General features: G+C 40.1%; 21 protein-coding genes and 1 other annotated feature. Of the genes, 7 read left to right on the forward strand and 14 right to left on the reverse strand.

All coding sequences use genetic code 11. From position 1 onward, the window contains the following. Nucleotides 1–39 precede the first annotated feature (39 nt). Together yfmH and yfmF are read right to left on the reverse strand one after the other, a co-directional pair. Nucleotides 40–1332, reverse strand: coding sequence for an EF-P 5-aminopentanol modification-associated protein YfmH (gene yfmH, locus IGI37_RS18510; RefSeq protein ID WP_438763529.1), 1293 nt, complete (start codon nt 1330–1332; stop codon nt 40–42). Further along, a complete protein-coding gene (gene yfmF, locus IGI37_RS18515; RefSeq protein ID WP_438763530.1) occupies nt 1325–2593 on the reverse strand; it encodes an EF-P 5-aminopentanol modification-associated protein YfmF in 1269 nt (422 codons plus the stop codon). The genes yfmH and yfmF overlap by 8 nt, the downstream gene beginning before the upstream one ends. Before the next feature lie 159 nt (nt 2594–2752). On the opposite strand from yfmF, the gene mscL reads away from it, so the two are divergent. Further along, on the forward strand, nt 2753–3184 hold the full coding sequence (gene mscL, locus IGI37_RS18520; RefSeq protein ID WP_438763531.1) for a large conductance mechanosensitive channel protein MscL: 432 nt from the start codon (nt 2753–2755) through the stop codon (nt 3182–3184). 116 nt (nt 3185–3300) lie between these two features. Here mscL and IGI37_RS18525 read toward each other — a convergent pair whose 3' ends face one another. From IGI37_RS18525 to IGI37_RS18580, 12 genes are all read right to left on the reverse strand, one after another. After that, nucleotides 3301–3759: a GNAT family N-acetyltransferase gene (locus tag IGI37_RS18525; protein WP_438763533.1), complete on the reverse strand. Its 459-nt coding sequence runs from the start codon at nt 3757–3759 to the stop codon at nt 3301–3303. 57 nt (nt 3760–3816) lie between these two features. Beyond that, nucleotides 3817–4062 carry a Veg family protein gene (locus tag IGI37_RS18530; RefSeq protein ID WP_161843513.1) on the reverse strand — a complete coding sequence of 82 codons (246 nt, stop codon included), beginning with the start codon at nt 4060–4062 and terminating at the stop codon, nt 3817–3819. Nucleotides 4063–4189: 127 nt separating this feature from the next. Further along, nucleotides 4190–4756: a sigma-70 family RNA polymerase sigma factor gene (locus IGI37_RS18535; RefSeq protein WP_438763534.1), complete on the reverse strand. Its 567-nt coding sequence runs from the start codon at nt 4754–4756 to the stop codon at nt 4190–4192. A 539-nt stretch (nt 4757–5295) separates the two neighbouring features. Beyond that, nucleotides 5296–5820, reverse strand: a complete 525-nt coding sequence (locus tag IGI37_RS18540) for an NYN domain-containing protein (protein WP_438763535.1) — start codon at nt 5818–5820, stop codon at nt 5296–5298. Nucleotides 5821–5825: 5 nt separating this feature from the next. Then, the gene (gene rlmB / locus IGI37_RS18545; RefSeq protein ID WP_438763536.1) at nt 5826–6767 is read right to left on the reverse strand and encodes a 23S rRNA (guanosine(2251)-2'-O)-methyltransferase RlmB; all 942 of its coding nucleotides are present in this window, start codon (nt 6765–6767) and stop codon (nt 5826–5828) included. Next, nucleotides 6764–7156: a Mini-ribonuclease 3 gene (locus IGI37_RS18550; protein WP_438763537.1), complete on the reverse strand. Its 393-nt coding sequence runs from the start codon at nt 7154–7156 to the stop codon at nt 6764–6766. Before IGI37_RS18550 ends, rlmB begins: the two co-directional genes overlap by 4 nt. Next, the gene (gene cysS, locus IGI37_RS18555; protein WP_438763538.1) at nt 7153–8562 is read right to left on the reverse strand and encodes a cysteine--tRNA ligase; all 1410 of its coding nucleotides are present in this window, start codon (nt 8560–8562) and stop codon (nt 7153–7155) included. The genes IGI37_RS18550 and cysS overlap by 4 nt, the downstream gene beginning before the upstream one ends. Continuing rightward, entirely contained in the window at nt 8559–9104 is a 546-nt protein-coding gene (gene epsC, locus IGI37_RS18560; RefSeq protein ID WP_438763539.1) for a serine O-acetyltransferase EpsC, read from the reverse strand. The genes cysS and epsC overlap by 4 nt, the downstream gene beginning before the upstream one ends. A gap of 228 nt (nt 9105–9332) precedes the next feature. Then, nucleotides 9333–9558 (reverse strand) — a binding site (T-box leader). After that, nucleotides 9558–11015 carry a glutamate--tRNA ligase gene (gene gltX / locus IGI37_RS18565; RefSeq protein WP_438763540.1) on the reverse strand — a complete coding sequence of 486 codons (1458 nt, stop codon included), beginning with the start codon at nt 11013–11015 and terminating at the stop codon, nt 9558–9560. (Overlaps the previous feature by 1 nt.) Nucleotides 11016–11261: 246 nt before the next feature. Beyond that, nucleotides 11262–12401 carry a PIN/TRAM domain-containing protein gene (locus tag IGI37_RS18570; protein ID WP_438763541.1) on the reverse strand — a complete coding sequence of 380 codons (1140 nt, stop codon included), beginning with the start codon at nt 12399–12401 and terminating at the stop codon, nt 11262–11264. Nucleotides 12402–12644: 243 nt separating this feature from the next. Further along, complete coding sequence (gene radA / locus IGI37_RS18575) at nt 12645–14024, reverse strand: DNA repair protein RadA (RefSeq protein WP_438763543.1); 1380 nt, start codon at nt 14022–14024, stop codon at nt 12645–12647. A gap of 76 nt (nt 14025–14100) precedes the next feature. Then, on the reverse strand, nt 14101–14628 hold the full coding sequence (locus IGI37_RS18580; protein ID WP_438763544.1) for a dUTP diphosphatase: 528 nt from the start codon (nt 14626–14628) through the stop codon (nt 14101–14103). 235 nt (nt 14629–14863) lie between these two features. Between IGI37_RS18580 and serC the strand changes: the two genes are divergently transcribed. From serC to IGI37_RS18610, 6 genes are all read left to right on the forward strand, one after another. Further along, nucleotides 14864–15955 carry a 3-phosphoserine/phosphohydroxythreonine transaminase gene (gene serC / locus IGI37_RS18585; protein WP_438763545.1) on the forward strand — a complete coding sequence of 364 codons (1092 nt, stop codon included), beginning with the start codon at nt 14864–14866 and terminating at the stop codon, nt 15953–15955. 1 nt (nt 15956) lies between these two features. Beyond that, nucleotides 15957–17144: a 3-phosphoglycerate dehydrogenase family protein gene (locus IGI37_RS18590; RefSeq protein WP_438763546.1), complete on the forward strand. Its 1188-nt coding sequence runs from the start codon at nt 15957–15959 to the stop codon at nt 17142–17144. After that, nucleotides 17144–18385, forward strand: coding sequence for a DUF1015 domain-containing protein (locus tag IGI37_RS18595; protein WP_438763547.1), 1242 nt, complete (start codon nt 17144–17146; stop codon nt 18383–18385). The genes IGI37_RS18590 and IGI37_RS18595 overlap by 1 nt, the downstream gene beginning before the upstream one ends. Before the next feature lie 1007 nt (nt 18386–19392). Continuing rightward, on the forward strand, nt 19393–20190 hold the full coding sequence (proB, locus tag IGI37_RS18600; RefSeq protein WP_438763548.1) for a glutamate 5-kinase: 798 nt from the start codon (nt 19393–19395) through the stop codon (nt 20188–20190). A gap of 2 nt (nt 20191–20192) precedes the next feature. Next, nucleotides 20193–21440, forward strand: coding sequence for a glutamate-5-semialdehyde dehydrogenase (locus IGI37_RS18605; protein WP_438763549.1), 1248 nt, complete (start codon nt 20193–20195; stop codon nt 21438–21440). Nucleotides 21441–21514: 74 nt separating this feature from the next. Beyond that, on the forward strand, nt 21515–21991 hold the full coding sequence (locus IGI37_RS18610) for a GNAT family N-acetyltransferase (protein WP_438763550.1): 477 nt from the start codon (nt 21515–21517) through the stop codon (nt 21989–21991). The last annotated feature ends 355 nt before the right edge of the window (nt 21992–22346 follow it).

Consider the following 22346-nt stretch of genomic DNA (forward strand, 5'->3'; position numbering starts at 1 on the left):
TTTGTTTACCTACTCATTTTACCTAGGTAAATAACTTTTCTACCCCTTTGGATACATGTAAAAGCGGCTAAAGTTTTCTGGCTGAATAAACGAGTTAGCGACATTTACAACATCAGAAAGCTCAATGGATTGAATTACTTCTGGCATATCAAATAACGTCGTATCCCCAAATAAGCTTTGCGTAAACTGATTGGCAATATACTCCAATGAGTTTAAGGATTGGAAATATTTCCCTAACATTTTTTTCTTCAAAAGAGTTAAGTTTTCTTGGTTAATCTCAGAATTTTCTTTAAAACCTAACAAAATCTCTTCAACTTTATCGGCTGCTTCTTTTGGCTGTTCCACATCTCCGCTAAAATCTGCGAAGTAAAAACTGCGATCTAAATTAAACTCAAACCCAAACGAATCATCAATAATCCCAGAATTATAAAGGTTTAAATAACTTTGCGAAGTATTGCCCAACACCAATTGCATAAAGAGACTCATTGAAAGCTTCATGCGTAATAGTTCGCGGCCCTCAGTAGGTAGTGGCGCGGTTCCTTTCACCCCCAAAATAAATTTAGGACGTGTCACCGCCATAGTTAACTGACTTTCTTTGATTAGATCAGCTGAGCCTTCTTCTGGAAAATGTCGGACAATTTCTTTGGCTGGCGCAAACTCTTTGGCTGCTTGATTTGAACGAATTGTCGCCATCATTTCCTCAGGGTCCATCTTACCCACCACAAATAAGGTCATATTACTTGGGTGGTAAAACGTTCTGTAGCAGGTATACAGATCTTCTGCCGTAATTTCAGCAATGCTCTCAATCGTTCCCGCAATATCAATATGCAGAGGATGTTTTGGGTAAAGATTCCTAAGAATACCGAAAAATAAACGCCAATTCGCATCATCTTCATACATTTGGATTTCTTGACCGATAATCCCTTTTTCCTTCTCAACCGTCTCTTTCGTAAAATACGGTGCTTGAACGAAATCAATTAAGGTCTCTAAGTTTTGCATCACTTGATCGGTGGTTGAAAATAAATAACTTGTTTTAGTAAAGCTTGTAAAAGCATTCGCTGAGGCTCCTTGTTGTCCAAATAGCTGAAAAACATCACCGTCTTCTTTTTCGAACATTTTATGCTCAAGAAAATGAGCGATACCATCAGGAACCTTGGTCAATTCCGTCTCACCCAGTGGGATAAATTCATTGTCGATAGAGCCATAATTTGTACTAAACAGACCGTACGTTTTATGATACTCATTTTTTGGTAATAAAAAGACCTGCAAGCCATTTGGCAAGGTTTCTTGATATAATACTTCATTTATTTGCTCATAATAGGTTTTATTCATGATCTTTCTCCCCATCTAAAAAGAATACAGCCTGTAGCTTGATTTGTTTGGCCACAGCTTGGACGTCTTCAATCGTCACACCAGAAAGTAACGCCAACCACTCATCATCCGTCAATTCTGTTTTCGGTAACCATTGATTCAGATAACTTGTTTCGATAGCAGATTGTGGACTATCCAAAGAAAGAAGATACTGATTTCTTAGCATCGCCTTCGTTTGAGCCAATTCCAACGCCGAAACATCTCCTTGACGAAGACTTTCTAACTGTTCAGCAATCAAATGCATGACTTTATTTCTGTTTTCTCCATCAATTCCCGTCTGAACCGTCATATACCCTCTAAAGGTATCGACACTACTTGACGCATAATAGGCTAAACTTTCCTTTTCACGGACATTCATAAACAACTTAGAATGTGGGAAGCCACCAAACAAACCATTAAAGACCATCAGACTAAAACGCTGCGTTTGTCCATAATAAATATCAGTTGTGTATGCTAGATTTAGTTTGGCCTGCGTAATCGGTTCTTTTTCTTGACGCTCAGAAATAATATTTTCAACTGGTTGGTGATAAAAAATCTCTGGCTTGGCTGTTTCTCTGGGTGTGAAAGGTAACTCTTTCATCAAGTTGATTACAGCCGTCTCTTCAACATCACCTACAACAAAAATATCCACTTGATCCGTTTCAATCATTTTTTGATAATACTCAGCCATCTCTTCAGCCGTCAGCTTCTCTAAATCAGCGACTGTTCCAAAGCTCGGGATTTTTTGATGGTCATCCTTGCCAAAATATAATTCTTGTAAAGAATACGAAGCATACGTTTGTTTATCCTCTTTTAGGCTCTCCAAATACGCACGCAAATTCTCTTTTTCTAACGCAAACGTCTGCGGTTCAAACGCGCCCTCTTGAATATTTGGGTAAAATAAGACCTCTTTTAAGAAGTCGACAACCTCGGGTAATAGTTGTGTATCAGAAACATATTTACCATTGACGACATTTAAGCCAACATTTAACCAATGAAGATTGCCTTTTTTTCCAACATTCATCCCAAAGCTTGCTCCGTAAAGCTCCGCCAAACGGGCACTCAGTTTGGTTTGGTCAGGGAAATTTAAGCTATTGGTTTCCAACAAGCTACTAAGCAACGTTCGTTTGGTACTAGTCTCCTTGTCTAAACGGGTAGTAAAGCGAATAAATACTCGCAAGGTTTTGTATTTTTCAGTTGGTAAAATATGAAAATTTACGCCATTTACTAATTGTGTCATCATCTATTTAAAATCTCCTTTACACTTTTCTCAAGTATCATCAATTATAGCATAGCTCGGTAATCTTTGAGGACTTTAAGCCCACTTTCTAACGTTTATTAGTTCAAATTTTAAAGGTTCTTAGTTATACTGAATGTAGCACTTATTATAGGAGGAACAAACATGATTAAAGAATTTAAAGAGTTTATAACCAAAGGCGACGTCTTAGACTTAGCTGTTGGGGTCGTTATTGGAAGTGCCTTTACCGCAATTATTAATCAAGTGGTTGAAGGATTAATTACACCATTAGTTGCCCTCATTATTTCTTTATTTACCAATGGAAAGGATTTGCAAGAAGCAGCATCCATCTTAGACTATACCCCAGTAAAAGGCGTAACCTTTGCTTTTGGTAATGTCGTAACCGCAGTGATTACCTTCATCATCACAGGTTTTGTGCTATTTCTCGTAGTCAAAGTGGCAAATCGCGCTAAAAATCTTCGTAAAACCGAAGAAGAAGAAGTGCTTGAAGAAACACCCGCTGTTGAAATCTATTTAAGTGAAATTCGTGACTTATTAGAAAAACAAGCAGCCAACCATTCACAATCAAAAGAATAAATCGCTAAAAACAAACTTAAAAAACATCGCAGAGACCCCGTCATAACTAGGACGGAATTCCTGCGATGTTTTTTTGTGTTGCTAATTACTTATTTCTCATCTTTTTCTTCTAACTATCAGACAGGAATGACCATATCGATATGGGGAATTCCGTCCTCCAGATAAACAGCTGAAGTCACCTCAAACCCAAATGCTTCATAAAAGGGCTGTAGATGCGCTTGAGCACTGATGACAATCGGTTGATTAGGAAAGGTCCTCTTGATCCAATCTAGAGTAGATTGAACAATTAGCTTCCCTAATTTTTGCTTACGGTAGACTTCTTTAACAAGCACACGCCCAATATGAACTGCCTCTTCAGTCAGGTAGACCCGCGTGTAGGCCTGAACATCCTCACTAGTGCCTAAATAGGTATGCCAAGAGTGACGATCCAGCTCATCTACTTCTTGGTAGGGGCAATTTTGTTCCACAACAAAAACAGCGATTCTTGTTTTAATCATCTCAAAAAACTCCGCTGTGGTTAACTCATCAAATGTTCGAACGTGGTAAGATAATTCTGCCGGCTGATTATCCTTCATAAAAAAACTCCTTTCAAAAGAAAAAAAGAAGAATGGATTGTGCACCCATTCCCCAATTTATATTGCTTCAGATAAGAATTCGATTTCGACAGTTCGTGTTAATACGTCAGAATAGCTATATGAAACACGTTCAAAAGAGTTTTCATCAGGATCTAAATCCACTACGAAAACTGAAGGATAAGTCTCTGTCAGGACACCCTTGCGTTCTGTTTGGCGTTTTCTTCCAGTCTGAGCAACTAACATGATTTCACTACCGATACGACCTTCTAAATCTTTTTTAATCGTTGCTAAAGTTGTTGGCATAAAAGTTCACCTCATTTACCATAATAGCACATATTATGAAAAATAACAAGTTTACCACAGAAAAAAACCAAATGCAATATTATTTTCTTTATAAAAAAATGAGGAACTCTTTCCTTATTTTCATTTTTCAGTGATAATCATTCATTTGATCCCCTAATTTTTTCTTGGCTCGGTCATACGCACTCCGAATTTTTTTGCTATCAAGGACATGATGACTAGCAATCTCCTCTAAGCTAGCACCCAAAAGATAGGCACTCATCACCTCTTTTTCAAGCGCTGAAAAAATAAACTCATAATTTGCTAAGGCTTCTCTAATTAATAAGTTCTCTAAAGCATACGGTTCTTCATATTGCGTATCTACTAAAAATTCGGCACCCTCTGTTTCTATTTTTTCTTCTAATGAGACAGACAATTCCATCGTCCGTCTCTTTAATGCATGCTGCTTTCGCAATAAACTTCTGACCCGATTTTCCATTGCACACTTAAAAAAACTGCCAAACGTGGCTCCGTTGTCTTCCTTGAATGCTTTGACTATTTGATAACAAATAATCTGTCCTTCTTGTAGCCAATCATCCGAATCAAAGTCTCTAATATAGTATTTTTTTTGCAAGTTATATACGATGGGGCGATATTGATTAAATAACTCGGTGAGCGCATCCTCATTCCCCTCCTTTGCCGCCTGAATCAAGTCCATAAAAAAACTACTCCTTCCAAATAGTATTTCACAAAGAAGCATACCATCCCATCAAGATAGACAAAATTAACTTACATTTTGTTTATTTTTCTTTTGACAAACATTCCCTTTTTGGGGAAAGTTTATTTTATTGCTCAATGCCACCTAGTAAGTTTCACCAGAAATCGCTAAAAAAGCATATCTTTATCGTGCCAAATGGACTTTTTTATGCAAGAGGGAATGATTCCTTTTTTAATCCTGATGGAGCCTCTGCAACTAGTCTATGAACTATTTGTAGGAGCAGGTTGAGACAGAAATGTTTCACTCCGAGAACCATCTTAAGGTGGCTCACCTATAGAAACTGATGAGATCGGAGTCTTTTTAGGAAGTTGTTGGGAGAAAAACCTAGAGAAGATAGATTTTCTTCTGTCCCCAACGTTTATTCGGATAATAGGAAGTTGCTCTGGATTTTTAATCCTCAGAATATGCACAAGGTCTTTAGCATGAATGAATAAACCAAACCCTACCACCAACATGCTCAGGTGATAGGGTTCGGTTTATTAATCTTTTGATAGATCATCTAGCTTTTGCGAGAGTTTTTTTAATTGCTCTTCATTCCATGGGGAGTTTCGCCGGAAGTCAATAAAATGCAAATCTTGGCTATCTTGAGCAATCGACTTTTCCGTTTTTTTGATGCTTTTATATAACTCATTGGCAGAGGTCCTAAGCGCGCCCTGGGAGAAGACTACCCATTGTTCTGCCAAATCACTAGTCGCAACAGTTACCTGCGTTAAACGCGTATTCAACTCGCCTGCAATGCGTTCAATATAGCTATCGGCTGTTTCATCTTCCTTGGTAAAAACAACCGACAACTGATACTTTTTATAATTTTGTTGAATCCCCGGAACCAGCTGCGCATCAAAAACGACAATGATTTTGAGGCCTTCATATTTCGCATAATTCGATAACCGATTTAATAAAGCCTCTCTGGCATCCTCTAATAAATCCTGTTTTTTCAGCTGCACCAGCTCAGGCCAAGCGCCAATCATATTATAGCCATCGACAATCAACAATTGACTCTTCATATGAATTATCCTCCACGCTTGCGGAAGACTTCATACATCAACAATCCTGCTGCCACACCCGCATTCAAGCTTTGAACATGCCCTGTCATAGGAATCGTCAATAGTTCATCCACTTCTTTTTTTAACCCTTGACTCATGCCCCGGCCTTCATTTCCGATGATCAACGCAATAGCACCCGTCGTATTCCATTTTTGATAATTGGTTCCTTCCATATCGGTTCCAAAAACCCAAAAGTTTTTCTCTTTCAATTCTTGAACCGCCTGTGAAAGATTGGTTACACGAGCAATCGGAACATGTTCGACCGCGCCCGTTGATGCTTTGGTGACAACCGGCGTAATTCCCACCGCACGATGTTTAGGAATAATCACACCCGTCACACCACTCGCATCTGCCGTTCGTAAAATGGAGCCAAAATTATGAGGATCTTCCAAACTATCTAGAATTAAAAAGAACGGTTCTTCCTCTTTACTCCCCACCTCTAAAAGCTCTTCTAATGAAAGATATTCGTAAGGCGTAATCGCTAAAACGATTCCTTGGTGAACACCATGATCACTCAATGTATCTAACTTTTGTTTAGGTACCCACTTAACAGGAACGGCTTGTTCTTTCGCTAATTCTTTCAACTCATCGATTTTTTCACCACGAGCATCCTCTTGTAAAAATAACTTATTGCCCCGTCCCTGCTGCAACGCTTCAACTGTTGCATGAAAACCAAAGACAAAATTATCCGCTAACTCTTCAGAAGTTCCGACACCTTCAAATGCTGTAGCTGCTCCCACGTGTTTGCGCGTCTCTTTACCATATCCTCGTGACTCATTCTTTGAAGGGCGAAATTCATTTTTTCGGCTCCCTTCTTTGCTACGTTTTGCTACGAAGGATTTTCCCTCTTTGCCTTTACTTTTAGCTGAGAATTTCTCACGTGAATTCTTCCCCCGCTCATTTTTCATTCCTTTTCACCGACTTTCTTTATACACCAGTCAACAAGCTCTTTCACACGTTCTTCTTGTTTGGTTAAATGAAGATACCCCATCAATGCTTCAAACCCTGTTGCCACGCGATAAGTTGTAATATCCGCATTTTTGGCACTCGTATGACTCTTCGCATTTCTACCTCGTTTATAAAACAATTCTTCTTCTTCGCTCAACATCCCTTGGGCCAAAATCTCTTGCATCAACATCGCTTGTGCCTTTGCTGAAACATAGTGTGTCGCCGTCTTATGAAGCTGATTGGGTTTTGTTAAGCCTTGTTCAACCAAAAAATCTCGAATATAAATCTCATAAATTGCATCACCAACGTATGCCAGTGCTAAACCATTTAATTGGGTGTGGTCTCTCATAGTTCTCTTCTCCATCTCGTTCCTTGTGGGGTATCCTCTAAGATAATCCCCTGTTCTTTTAATTGGTCACGGATTTCATCACTTCGGGCAAAGTCACGACTTTTTCTCGCTTGAATCCGTTCTTCAATCAACTGGTCAACCTCTTCATCTAACAATTCATCAGAAACAAAAACAAGCCCAAAAACTGACAACCATTGACGATATTTTTCTATACCGAAAGATAAAACAGCTGCCGAAACCACTTCAGCCTCACTATACGTATTCAACCACTTCGCCAGCTCATACACAAGCGTTATGCCGTTTGCTGCATTAAAGTCGTCATCCATTTCTGCGACAAACCGTTCCTCAAGAGCCGCTAATTCTTGCAACTTTTGCTCCTCTTCTGCCACGTCTACAGCTGTTGCCAAACGGAATAAGCTATTTTCGTAAGCCGTTCGAAGTTTTTGTAGGTTTGTTGCCGCCTCTTTTAACGTGGTTTCACTGTAGCGAATCGGACGGCGATACTGTGTTGTCGCCATGAAAAAACGTAACACCTGTGGATCGATTTTCTTAACCAACTCATGCACAGTCACAAAATTCCCTAAAGATTTGCTCATCTTCTCATCATCATCGCCAATCGTGACATAACCGTTATGCATCCAGTAATTCGCAAATTTTTTGCCAGTTTTGGCCTCACTTTGCGCAATTTCATTCTCGTGGTGAGGAAATTCCAAATCCTGACCGCCACCATGAATATCTATCGTTTCACCCAAATGTTTGGTTGCCATGACCGAGCATTCAATATGCCAGCCTGGACGTCCAGAACCCCAAGGAGCATCCCAGGAAATTTCCTCTGGTTTGGCTGATTTCCACAAAGCAAAATCTAATGGGTCCTCTTTTAACTGTTGTTCTGCGCCCATCCGCTGACTCGCTCCAACCTCAAGCTCATCAACTGACTGATCACTTAGCTGACCATAATGCTCAAATTTACGCGTCCGATAATAGACGTCACCTGATGATTCGTAGGCATAGCCCTTTTCAATCAGCACTTGAATAAACGTAATGATGTCTGACATATGATCCATAACTCGCGGATGCAAAGTTGCTGGCAAAACATTCAAAGCCTTTGTATCCTCTTTGAAGGCTTCAATAAAACGCTCCGCCACTTCTGGCGCTGTCAGATTTAATTCTTTTGCCGTGCGAATAATTTTATCATCAACATCTGTAAAATTAGAAACATAGTTGACCTCATATCCGCGATAATCAAAATAGCGACGAATCGTGTCAAATGCAATCGTGCTTCGAGCGTTGCCGATATGAATATAGTTATAAACGGTCGGGCCACACACGTACATGCTAACCTTATTTTTTTCTATTGGTTGAAAAGTTTCCTTTTCTCTCGTTAATGTATTATAAATTTGAATCATTTAAGCTCCTCGCCTTCCTTAACCTTTTCCCCTTTGATACGAACAATTTTAGCTGGAATTCCAACCGCGGTTGCACGGTCAGGAACGTCCTTAATCACGACAGCACTCGCTCCTACTTTGGCATACTCGCCAATTGTAATCGGGCCAAGTACTTGAGCATTCGCTGAAACTAGCGCACCTTTTTTAACTGTTGGATGGCGCTTGCCGTGATCCTTTCCCGTACCACCTAATGTCACGCCATGAAAAAGGACGACCCCTTCTTCAATCACCGCTGTCTCGCCAATCACCACGCCCATCCCATGGTCTATAAACACACCCGCTGCAATTTGAGCGCCAGGATGAATCTCAATCCCCGTAATAAACCGCCAAAATTGTGCGTGTAGTTTCGCTAATAAGTAAAGGTGATGTCGATGAAGAAAATGTGAGACCCGATGCCAAAACAATGCGTGAAAGCCTGGATACGTTAAAACAATTTCCATCGTTGATCGAGCAGCCGGATCATTCTTTTTTGCCGCTTTAATCCCTTGTTTAAACCAACCCATCTTCAAACTCCTTTCTAATCTGAGTCTGGGGCAAAATACTTTTTTTGAAGGAAATATACTACGTCTGACCACTTAGACCACTTGCGAACCTAACTCGTTTCTTCCTTCAAGCTTCTTCAAATTTTCCTTTTTCCCCATACGTTTATCTGATTTATCAATTCTTTCATCTAAAAAGTAAACAATCTATACTGCAAACAAAAAATGCGTCTTTTAAATAAGTTTCCTTATCTAAAAGACGCATTTTATGCGTGGTTCCACTTTTTTTTACAATCACCTAAATAAACGGCAATTGCCTCGATGTGCGTAACGAACACTACCCGTTTTGAGCTACTATCGTCAGATTCGCTCAAACCACTTCCAGAGGCATTTCACAAAAATAGACTAACTGTTTGCAGCCACCACAGTCTCTCTGAAAATCTAATTTTTGTTACTTCATTCTGTTCATTGTGTTTTTTAAAGAACTTTATTTAAATGATCTAAAGCTTTTTCTTTTCCTAATAATTCAATTGTTTCGCCTAATTCTGGCCCATGCATTTGGCCTGACACAGCCACACGAATTGGCATGAATAGGTTTTTCCCTTTGACACCCGTTTCTTTTTGAACGGCTTTAATCGCCGCTTTAATACTTGGTACATCAACCACCTCTAAAGCTTCTAGTTGTGCTTTAAAGCTATGCAAAACAGTTGGGACAGTTTCCCCTGCTAAAACTTCTTTAGCCGCTTCATCTAAAACTGGGTGTTCAATGAAAAATAAGTTAGAGACTTCAACGATTTCTTCTGCATAACTCATTTGTGGTTGATATAAGCTCACGACTTTTTGCAACCATTCTAATTTTTCAGGAGTTAACTCTTTTTCAATTCGACCATTCTCTACAAGATATGGAAGACACATCTCTGTTAACACAGCTAAATCCATTTCTTTCATATAATGATTGTTCACCCATTCTAATTTCTTCGCATCAAAGGCCGCGGGTGACTTGCTCAAACGATTTGGATCAAACATTTTTATTAATTCATCTTGTGAGAATAGCTCATCTTCGCCCACTGGTGACCAACCTAGCAATGCAATAAAGTTAAACATCGCTTCAGGTAAGTACCCTAATTCACGATACTGTTCGATAAATTGAAGAATTGATTCGTCTCTCTTGCTTAGTTTTTTCCCAGTCTCTGTGTTGATAATTAACGTCATGTGACCAAATACAGGAGGTGTCCAGCCGAATGCATCGTAAACCATCAATTGCTTCGGTGTATTAGCAATATGGTCATCGCCGCGCAATACGTGGCTGATCTTCATCATGTGGTCATCGACAGCTACCGCAAAATTGTATGTTGGCATACCATCGCGTTTTTGAATAACGAAGTCGCCACCAACATTGTCTGATTCAAAAACAATCTCGCCCTTAACCATATCTTCAAATGCAAAAGAAGAGTTTCTAGGGACTCTGAAACGAATCACTGGTTCTAATCCTTGTGCTTCTTTTTCTGCTTGTTCGAAAGGAGATAGGTTGGCACATTTTCCTGAATAATGAGGCATTTCGCCACGCGCACGTTGCGCTTCACGTTCAGCTTCCAACTCATCTTCTGTACAGTAACATTTGTAGGCGTGGTTGCTCGCTAATAATTGATCAATTAGTGGTTGATAAATTTCTCTTCGTTCTGATTGACGGTAAGGACCATATTCACCAGGATTTTCAGGAGACTCATCCCAATCCATTCCTAACCAAGCTAAGTTCTCTAATTGGCTTTTTTCGCCATCTTCAATATTTCTCTTTTGGTCAGTATCTTCAATTCGAATAATAAAATCTCCATCATTGTGACGGGCAAATAAATAGTTGAATAATGCTGTTCGGGCATTTCCAATGTGTAGATGACCGGTTGGACTTGGTGCATAACGTACACGTACTTTAGTCATAATTCTTCCTCTTTCCTTACGCTTCTCTATGCTGTTTATAGAGAAGTAGATTTGTCAATAACCCACCATTGTCTCTATTTTTCTCAAGCAAATAACACGAAAACAATGACCAATATTTGGGGGAGTTGTTCCATCATTTTTTTGCCTGATTCTCTTTAGCTGTGGTTGGCTGTTCAGCTAAAATTGTACAATCAATCAGCCGATTAGTAAAGCTTAAGTCGTCTGAGTTTTTGACTATTTACAAGATTATTTCTCTTTTTTATTCGAAGCACCCTTTTCGTTATCGATTCCTCGACCCGAATGTGCGGGTTTTGCAAAAATCATTCGTCCAGCAGCTGTTTGAAGTGCGCTTGTCACCACCACTTGAATTCGTTCATTCATGTAATGTTGACCATCTTCGACTACAATCATTGTGCCATCGTCTAGATAAGCAACCCCTTGTTGGCGCTCTGTTCCAGCTTTAACCAATAGAACCTCCATCGTCTCACCAGGAATGACGACTGGTTTTACAGCATTAGCTAGTGCATTAATATTTAATACAGGAACATTTTGAAACTCTGAAACCTTGTTCAAATTGTAGTCATTGGTAACAACAACACCATCTAAAAGCTTCGCTAATTTGATGAGCTTACTATCAACCTCTGCAATATCCTCAAAGTCGCCATCATACATTTCAACGCTGATGCCCTCTTCTTTTTGCAAAGAATTAAGAATATCCAAGCCGCGACGACCTCGTACTCGTTTCAAACTATCACCGGAATCAGCAATATACTGTAACTCATATAAGACAAAGTTAGGAATTAAAATAACTCCCTCTAAAAATCCTGACTTCGCAATATCATAAATGCGGCCATCAATGATGACACTCGTATCCAAAATTTTGTATTTGTGGAAATGATCCTCCACTTTTCGATCAAGTAGTTGGCTTTCAGGTGTTGTTTCCATCTTTTTCTGCTTTGGTGTAAAGATTCTCTTCCACTCGTCAATTCTTGTTGTCCCCATCCGAAAGCCTAGATAACCTAGAATAATCATTAGGAGAATCGGAACCACACTGTTGATAACGGGAATATCTAAATTGTATAGCGGGGTGGATAAAATAACCCCCAATGTCAATCCAATAATCGCACCAACTGCACCAAATAAAAGGTACGTCAGGCTCACTTCACTTAATTTTGTTTCAATGCTTCTTAACCCTGTCACAATATATTTTGCCAATAGTAAAGATAATAAAAAGAAAATAAGTGCACCAAGCAAACTATTAACTAAATAATTATTGAGCCAGCTATTATTGTCATATCCTAAAGCTGTCCAAGCAGTTGGTAAAAATGAAATCCCCAAGCTTGCACCAGCAATAATCATTAACAAAGTAATTACTCGTTTCTGCATCTTCATCCCTCCAGTTTATTTTTTTGTTTTTTAACCTTCTATTTCTCATTAGTTGGCGGAGCAAGCGAGTATTTCAATTGCTCCACCAACCTATCACTCATTTTTGAAGCCTCACTAGTAAGAGAAACATTTCAACTAGATCTTGATGTTTTCTGTCGCACTTTCGTTTAGACAACTCGCTCTAACAAGGTCTTCAGCCGTTTAACTACGTCATGTGGTCTCTGAATAAACTAAACTCCCTAATTAAGATGAAGCGCCAAAGACTTTTCTAAGTGTTTCACCAATTGTTGCCACACCTACAATCTCAATATCTTTGGGCGGGTCCCATCCCGTTAAATTATTTTTTGGCAAATAGACCTTGGTAAAGCCTAGTTTTTTGACTTCACGGACACGCTGTTCAATATGACTAACGCGCCGAATCTCACCTGTCAAACCAATCTCACCGATAAAACACTCAGTCGTCTTGGTTCCTTTCTCACGGTAACTTGAAGCAATACTGACTGCGACTGCCAAATCAATCGCAGGCTCGTTCAACTTCACGCCACCAGCCGCTTTCAAATAGGCATCCTGATTTTGCAACAGTAAGCCTGCACGTTTTTCAAGCACCGCCATGATTAATGACACTCGATTAAAATCAAGGCCTGTTGTCGTTCGTTTGGCATTCCCAAACATGGTCGGAGTGACCAAGGCTTGGACCTCAACTAAGATAGGGCGACTGCCTTCCATCGCCACCACAATCGCAGAGCCTGTCGCGCCTGCTAAGCGTTCTTCTAAAAAGACTTGTGAGGGATTTGCTACTTCCTCTAAACCATGTTCACGCATCTCAAAAATACCAATCTCATTCGTTGAACCAAACCGATTTTTAACTGCACGCAAGATTCTAAAGCTATGATGTTTTTCGCCTTCAAAGTACAAAACCGTATCCACCATGTGCTCGAGCATTCGTGGTCCAGCAATTGAACCCTCTTTGGTTACATGACCAACGATAAAAATCGCAATCCCGTTTGTTTTTGCTAACTTCAATAACTCTGCTGTCGTCTCACGAACTTGGCTAACACTCCCTGCCACACTCGTAATATCGGGCTGAGTCATCGTTTGAATCGAGTCAATAATGACATAATCAGGCGCCATATTCTCGATAGCTCGACTAATTTCATGCATATCGGTTTCTGCATATAAATAAAACTCATTGTCAATTGCGCCCAGACGTTCTGCACGCATCTTGATCTGGTCGGCACTCTCTTCACCTGAAACATAAAGGACTTTTCCGCCTGTCGCAGCTAGCTGTTGGGAAACCTGTAAAAGTAACGTTGACTTACCAATCCCAGGATCTCCACCAATTAAAACGAGGGAACCTGGTACGACACCGCCACCCAAGACTCGATTTAATTCTGACAAACGCGTTTTCACACGTGGTTCCTTTTTAGGAATTATATCCGTTAACTTTGTCGGCTGTGCTTTTTGCCCAGTGATACTCGTTCGGACGCGACGATCAGTCGTGTCTTGGATAATCTCCTCTACCATGGAATTCCACTGACCACAGTTCGGACAGCGCCCCAAATATTTCGGTGATACGTACCCACAAGATTGACAAACGAATTGTGCTTTTGCTTTTTTAGCCATCTCTCGTCTCCTCACCTGTTGTTTCTTTATTCTATCATATTCCTACAATAAATTACCTTTTCAGCTCATTTTCTTCTTATTTATTTGAAGAGCCAAAACCACCCGTTCGAACGGTCTCTGACTTATCTTGATCAGCTTTCAAAAACGGTAAGAAAATTCCTTGCCCGATTCTTTCCCCTTTTTTAATCTGAACATCACGCAGCCCAAAATTCGTAAACTGAAACATGATATGTCCTTCATTATCAGGGTTTCCATAGTAATCACTATCAATCACACCCACGCCGTTTGATAGAATTAAAAAACGTTTCAATGGGTTACTTGAGCGATTTGCTAGTTGCAAATATTCTTCCTCACCCATGTAAGCCTTAATTCCTGTTGGTACTAATACAGGCTTTAGTTTTTTTTCTTCTTGGGCAATTGATTGTTCGTCTTTTCCTAGAAGAGTTTTTAGACCTTCGAAAATCCCTGCCTTCCAAATACTAGGAATCGTCACATCGCTAGCCGCTTCAAAATCGTAACCTGCTGCGTGTTTTGTCGCTCTTTCTGGTAAATTTAGTCCTTTATCTTCAAATGTTGAAACAATTTCGAATCCTCGTTTTTTCATTAAAAACCCTCCCGTTTTCTCTTAGAATTATTTTAACATAGCCGTAGAAGTTTTCTAAGCACCTTAAGTAAATATTCAGTAAGTTTTCTTGTTTAAGACAAATTCCCTTCATTATTTCTCTTTGTTTCGAGAAAAATTAGACTATTATCATTTAACTCTTTCTGTTATAATTATTTTCACATTTATTTTTATTCAATTTTAATTGAATAATGACAAAAAAGGAGAGATAGATGTAATGACAACTGTGTATAATTTTTCAGCTGGCCCTGCCGTGTTACCAAAACCTGTATTGGAAAAAGCCCAATCCGAACTTTTGGATTACAAAAACAGCGGAATGTCCGTTATGGAACTGAGTCATCGCTCCTCCGAATTCGAAGCAATCATTCAAGATGCTGAGCAACTCCTAAGAGAGCTTATGCAGATTCCAGATAATTACAAAGTGTTATTTTTACAAGGTGGAGCCAGTCTCCAGTTTACGATGGTTCCTTTAAACTTAGCTCAAAATAAAAAAGTGCAATATATCAACACAGGCACTTGGTCAAAAAAAGCCATTGCTGAAGCTAAAAAACTTTCAAACGTCGAAGTGGAGGTCATCGCAAGTAGTGAAGATCAAAACTTTACCTATATTCCAGAAGTCACGGAAGATATGATTGATCCAGACGCCGCCTATATCCATATCACAACAAACAATACGATTGAAGGAACCGCCTTTACTGATCTACCTAACACAGGCAAGGTCCCTTTAGTCGCCGATATGTCTTCTAATATTTTGGCTAACAACTATCAAGTATCTGATTTTGGTCTGATTTATGCAGGTGCTCAAAAAAATATTGGCCCTGCCGGTTTAACTGTTGTGATTATTCGAGAAGATTTACTCGGCTTGACAGACGTCCCAAGCGCTATGCTCGATTACAAGCTACAAGCGGCCAACGATTCTCTTTACAACACACCACCGACTTATTCTATCTATATAGCAAAATTAGTCTTTGAGTGGCTAAAAGAACAAGGAAATATTGCCACAATTCTGAAACAAGACGAAGAAAAAGCGGCGCTACTTTATGAGGCTATTGACCGTTCTTCATTGTTTTCAAGTCCGGTTGCGCCTGCCTTTCGTTCATTGACCAACATTCCGTTTGTAACAGGAAATGAAACCTTAGATAAAAAGTTTATCGCCGAAGCTACTAAACAAGGATTTAAAAACTTGAAAGGGCATCGGTTGGTAGGTGGCATGCGTGCAAGCCTATACAATGCCTTTCCAATAGAAGGTGTCCGCGCTCTGATTGACTTTATGGAAACATTTGAAAAAGAAAATGGAGGAAAAAACTAGCATGTATGATATTAAAACCTTTAACGAAATTGCCCCAGAAGGCTTAAATCGCTTCAGTCCAGATAGATTTACCATCAACCAAACGGAGGCTCCTGCAGGTGTTATTTTACGAAGCCAAAATCTCCATACCTACGACTTTCCTTCATCTGTTCTTGCTGTTGCGCGTGCGGGTGCAGGAACAAATAACATTCCCGTTAAAGAGTGTGCTGAAAAAGGCATCGTTGTCTTTAACACACCTGGTGCCAATGCCAACGCGGTAAAAGAGTTGGTCATCGCTAGCCTCCTTGTTTCTGTTCGTCCACTTGTACAAGGTGCACACTGGGTTCAAACCTTACATGGTGCCGATGTAGAAGAACAAGTTGAAGCAAACAAAAAACAATTTGCTGGCCATGAACTAGAAGGAAAACATCTTGGCGTCATCGGCTTAGGTGCAATTGGTGCGATGGTCGCAAATGATGCGTATCGCTTAGGAATGGAAGTCACAGGCTACGATCCATTCGTCTCAGTAGATACCGCTTGGAGTATTTCACGCCGAGTGAACCGGGCAACTTCTATCGAGGATATCTTTACCAATTGCGACTTCATTTCCATTCATATCCCACTTAATGAAGAGACTCGTCATTTAATAAGTACGCAACAATTAAAGAAAATGAAGAAAAACGCCGTACTTTTAAACTTTGCCCGCGGAGAGCTAGTTGATACACAGGCCGTTTTGGAAGCTATCAAGACCGGAGAAATTGCGCGTTACGTCACTGATTTTGCGGATGAACGCTTATTGCATCACGACCAAGTGCTGGTCTTACCTCACTTAGGAGCCTCAACTGAGGAAGCTGAAATTAATTGTGCCAAGATGGCCGCAAAAACGTTGAAGACCTTCCTTGAAACAGGTGAAATCAAACGTTCCGTCAATTTCCCATCAGTGGAAATGTCTTTCAACTCACCTTACCGTTTTACGATTATTCATAAAAATGTGCCAAACATGTTGGGCCTAATTTCTTCTGGCATCGCAAATCTTGGCATCAACATTGATACGATGATTAACAAAAGTCGAGATGACTATGCCTACACTCTGATTGATATTGCGGAAACTGATGAAGAAAAAATTACTACGGTAGCTGAAAAAATTCAAAACTCTGATGAAATTATTTATGTTCGCACCATCAAAAATCAGGAAGGAGTGCATTATTAATGGTAGTTGTTCGCCCGTTTAAAGCCATCCGTCCTGCAAGTGACCATGTGGCTGAAATTGCTACGCTTCCTTATGATGTGCTGAATTCAACAGAAGCTTACGATTTGGCCAAAGATAATCCGTACTCTTATCTGCATATTGATAAAGCAGAGATCGATTTACCGGGCCTCTCTGCCTACGACCCACAAGTCTATCAGAAAGCGGCCGAAAATCTAGCCGCTTTCCTAGAAAAAGGCTGGTTGCAAAAAGAAGAAGCGCCCATGCTTTACCTTTATCAATTAACAATGAATGGAAGAAGTCAAACAGGTATTGTCGCCTGTACCTCTATCAAAGACTATGAAACCGGCAAAATTAAAAAACACGAGTATACACGGCCAGAAAAAGAAGTCGACCGCATCAATCATATCGATGCCTGTGATGCCAACACGAGCCCAATCTTTCTAACCTATCGAAAAGAAGACGGCATTCAAAAAGCGATGGATCACTGGAAAACACACCACGAAGCACTCTATAACTTTGATAGTTTTCATGACGTCAATCATCAGGTTTGGTGCATCGATGACCCAGCCGTTATTCAAAAAATCTCAAAAGCATTCGAGACAAACGTCCCTGCGTTATATATTGCAGATGGTCATCACCGAACAGAATCAGCCGTTAAAGTCGGGCAAAAACGCCACCAAGAATTTCCGAATGCTGAAGAAGATGCGGCCTTTAATTTCTTTTTATCAGTTATTTTTCCAAAAGAAGATTTAGAAATTCTTGATTATAACCGTGTCTTACAAGTCCCTCTTCCAGAAGACTTTTTCCAGCAGCTAGAGAAAATTTTTACGATTGAAAAAGCTAGTGACGGCAAACCACAGAAAGAAAAAACATTCGGGATGTACCTTGAGAAAACTTGGTACGCACTTTCTATTAAAGAAGCGCTCATTCCAAACGATCCCGTTGAACAATTAGACGTCTCTCTTTTACAACAACATGTGTTTGAAGACATTTTTGGAATCACCGACATCCGAACAGATAAACGAATTGATTTTGTCGGCGGAATTCGAGGAATGAAAGAGTTAGAAGAGTTAGTCGACAGTGGCAAATGGACACTCGCATTTGCCGTCTACCCAACCACAATGGACGATTTATTAAAAGTCGCCGACGCAGGAAAAATCATGCCTCCAAAATCAACCTGGTTCGAACCAAAACTGCTAAGCGGCCTATTTCTACACAAGGTTGCGACAGCTGACGGTTAGCCTCGAGACATTGGAACAAAAGACTGGAATACGCTCTTCGTATTCTAGGATTTTGTGAAATGTCCGAAGAGACTGGCAGATGGCCACCGTCTATCAAAGGTTGCGACTTCTGTCGGTTAGACTCGAGACATTGGAACAAAAGACTGGAATACGCTCTTCGTATTCTAGGATTTTGTGAAATGTCCGAAGAGACTGGCAGATGGCCACCGTCTATCAAAGGTTGCGACAGCTGACGATTAGCCTTGAGACATTGGAATGAAAGACATTAATACGCTCTTCGTATTAAGTGGCTTTTAGGCCAATGTCCGAAGAGGCTGGCAGATGGCCACCGTCTATCAAAGGTTGCGACAGCTGACGATTAGCCTTGAGACATTGGAATGAAAGACATTAATACGCTCTTCGTATTAAGTGGCTTTTAGGCCAACGTCCGAAGAGGCTGGCAGATGGCCACCGTGCACAAGGTTGCGACTTCTGTCGGTTAGCCTCGAGACATTGGAACAAAAGACTGGAATACGCTCTTCGTATTCTAGGATTTTGTGAAATGTCCGAAGAGGCTGGCAGATGGCCACCGTCTATCAAAGGTTGCGACAGCTGACGATTAGCCTTGAGACATTGGAATGAAAGACATTAATACGCTCTTCGTATTAAGTGGCTTTTAGGCCAATGTCCGAAGAGACTGGCAGATGGCCACCGTCTATCAAAGGTTGCGACAGCTGACGATTAGCCTTGAGACATTGGAATGAAAGACATTAATACGCTCTTCGTATTAAGTGGCTTTTAGGCCAATGTCCGAAGAGGCTGGCAGATGGCCACCGTCTATCAAAGGTTGCGACTTCTGTCGGTTAGCCTTGAGACATTGGAACAAAAGACAGAAATACAATTCTTACTAATTTCACCAGAATTTTAATCGGCGCTTTCTTTAAGAGTCGGAACATAGTAAAATAAGAGAAAAAACTGGGGACATCGCTGTATCCCAGTTTATTTCTCTAGTATGAGGTGGTGCATTTATGCGAAAACAATTACAGCAAGTCAAACGAGTCGTCGTCAAAGTAGGCACAAGTACGTTAATTTATCCGAATGGGAACATTAATTTAGCCGCTATTGACCAGTTAGCATTTGTTCTGACTGATTTAAGGAATCAAGGAAAAGAAGTTATTTTTGTTTCTTCTGGAGCGGTTGGAGTAGGTTTAAATAAATTAGGTCTCAGTACTCGACCCGAAACAATCAGAGAACAACAAGCCGTAGCAGCAGTTGGGCAAGCCGAGCTAATGAACATTTATACGCAACGCTTTTCAACCTATAGCCAGCTGACGGGCCAAATTTTGATGACCCGAGATGTGATTGATTACCCGACTAGTCGAGAAAATGTGACCAATACCTTAGAACAGCTGCTTAAACTAGGAATTATTCCGATTGTTAATGAAAATGATACCGTTGCAGTGGATGAGCTCGACCATCTAACTAAATTTGGCGATAATGATCAACTCTCAGCGATTGTTTCACAATTAGTCCAAGCAGATGTGCTATTAATGCTATCTGATATTGACGGCTTTTATTCAGATAATCCTGCGAAAAATAAACAGGCTACACTCTATTCACAAATCTCTAAAATTGATGAAAAACTGATGCAACAAGCTGGTGGCTCTGGGACCTCATTTGGAACAGGCGGTATGCACAGTAAGCTTAAGGCCGCACAAAGAGTCTTAAACAACCAAAGTATGATGGTCCTAGCTAATGGAAAACAACCCAAAATTATTTTTGATATTCTTGCTGGAGAAACAATTGGAACTTTGTTTAAGGAGTGAAAATGATGGACTTACAACAATTAGGTAGCCAAGCACAAACAAGCGCGCATGAGCTCTCTCTTTTATCTACACAAGAGAAGAATCGTTTGTTAAATGAAATGGCGAAAGACTTAGAAAAGAATACCGATAAAATACTAGCTGCCAATCAAATAGACTTAAAAAAAGCGGTCGAAAATGGCATTAGTGAAACGATGCAAGATCGACTTCGCTTAACTAAAGAACGAATTGGCGACATGGCAGATGGCATCCGACAAGTCGTTCAACTGGCAGATCCTATCGGGGAAGTCGAAAAAATGTGGAAAAATGAGGACGGCTTGATGATTGGTCGTCAAAAGGTCCCTTTAGGCGTTATTGGCATCATTTATGAATCGCGCCCAAATGTCACAACGGATGCAGCCAGTTTGTGTTTTAAAACAGGCAATGCCGTTATTTTACGCGGTGGAAAAGAAGCCTTTCAATCGAATCAGATTTTAGTTGAAATCTTGCAAGCTTCTTTACAGGAAAATCATGGACCTGTAGAAGCGATTCAATTTGTCAGTGATACCTCACATGAAGTAGCGAATCAAATGATGCGTCTGACGGATTACCTAGACGTTTTGATTCCACGAGGAGGAGCAGGCTTGATTCATCGAGTCAAAGAAAATGCTACGGTTCCTGTTATTGAAACAGGCACAGGAAACAACCATGTATATGTCGATAAGGACGCGCAGTTACAAATGGCGATTGATATTACGGTGAATGCCAAAGCTTCTCGCCCCTCTGTTTGTAACGCTATTGAAACGCTCTTAATCCATGAACAAGTGGCCAAACAATTTCTGCCTCTAATTGAACAAGCTCTTCTGGAACAAAATGTCCAAATTCGTGGCGATCAAAAAGCCTGTGAAATTTTGTCGACAGCAACTCTTGCTACAGAAGAAGATTGGGGAACAGAATTTTTAGATTATATTCTTGCTATAAAGGTGGTCGATTCACTAGAAGAGGCCATCGCCCATATCAATCGCTATAATACAAAACACTCCGAAGCAATTGTCACAGATAACTATTTTGCTTCTCAAAAATTCCTACAAGAAGTAGATGCCGCTGCGGTGTATGTCAATGCCTCAACCCGTTTTACAGACGGTTTTGTTTTCGGGTTTGGCGCTGAAATCGGTATTTCCACGCAAAAACTCCACGCACGTGGGCCTATGGGATTAAATGAGCTGACCTCCACAAAATATATCATTTATGGAGACGGTCAGATTCGAGAATAGACGCTAAAAGTAGCTAGTTTGGCGTCTTTTTGTAAGTATCATTTACCAAGTCAAAAGGAGCGACACAAATATTTATGGATATGAAACTTCGATTTGCTGAAAAAAAAGATTTATCTTTGGTCTTGCAATTCATTAAAGAGTTAGCTACCTATGAAAACTTGTTACAAGACGTCACTGCAACAGAGGAGCTGCTCGATAAAAATATTTTTCAAGAGAAAAAAGCGGAAGTTATCATTGGCGAAGTAGACGGTGTTCCCATGGCCTTTGCCTTGTTTTTCTCTAACTTTTCAACGTTTTTAGGAAAACCGGGTTTATATTTAGAAGACTTGTATGTCAAAGAAGAATATAGAGGACAGGGCTTTGGTAAACAAATCCTTTCATTCTTAGCTAATATCGCACTAAAGCGCGAGTACGGTCGAATAGAATGGTGGGTGTTAGATTGGAATACTCCCTCTATCGAGTTTTATAAACAAATAGGCGCCATACCCATGGACGAATGGACCGTCTTTAGAGTGACAGAAGACAAACTGAAGCTCTTGGCGAATGGGTAATATAATGTAGGTGAGACTCCAGACTCTCTAACCTTTTATAAAACCCCACCAAGGGCCAACTACTGAATTGGTTGGCCCTTGGTGGGGTTTATTTATTTTAACTTATTTTAGAAAAAGTAGTTCTACTATATAGTTCTCGTAAAATAAAAAGCATTTTAAAGTAAAACTTACCATCAATGGTAAATTGAAACTAAAACGAGGTTTCCCTACAAAAACAAAACATTACACTTCTGAACAATATGTCTTTAATGCTCATTTGTTAACGGGAACTATATATCATAATAATACGCCTTATTTGATTACTATAATTTCTAATGTTTTTTTCATATACGTTCACCTTCTTCTCGCTTTTTTC

Origin of the sequence: Enterococcus sp. AZ194 (assembly GCF_051713825.1) — a bacterium.
Classification (GTDB): domain Bacteria; phylum Bacillota; class Bacilli; order Lactobacillales; family Enterococcaceae; genus Enterococcus_K.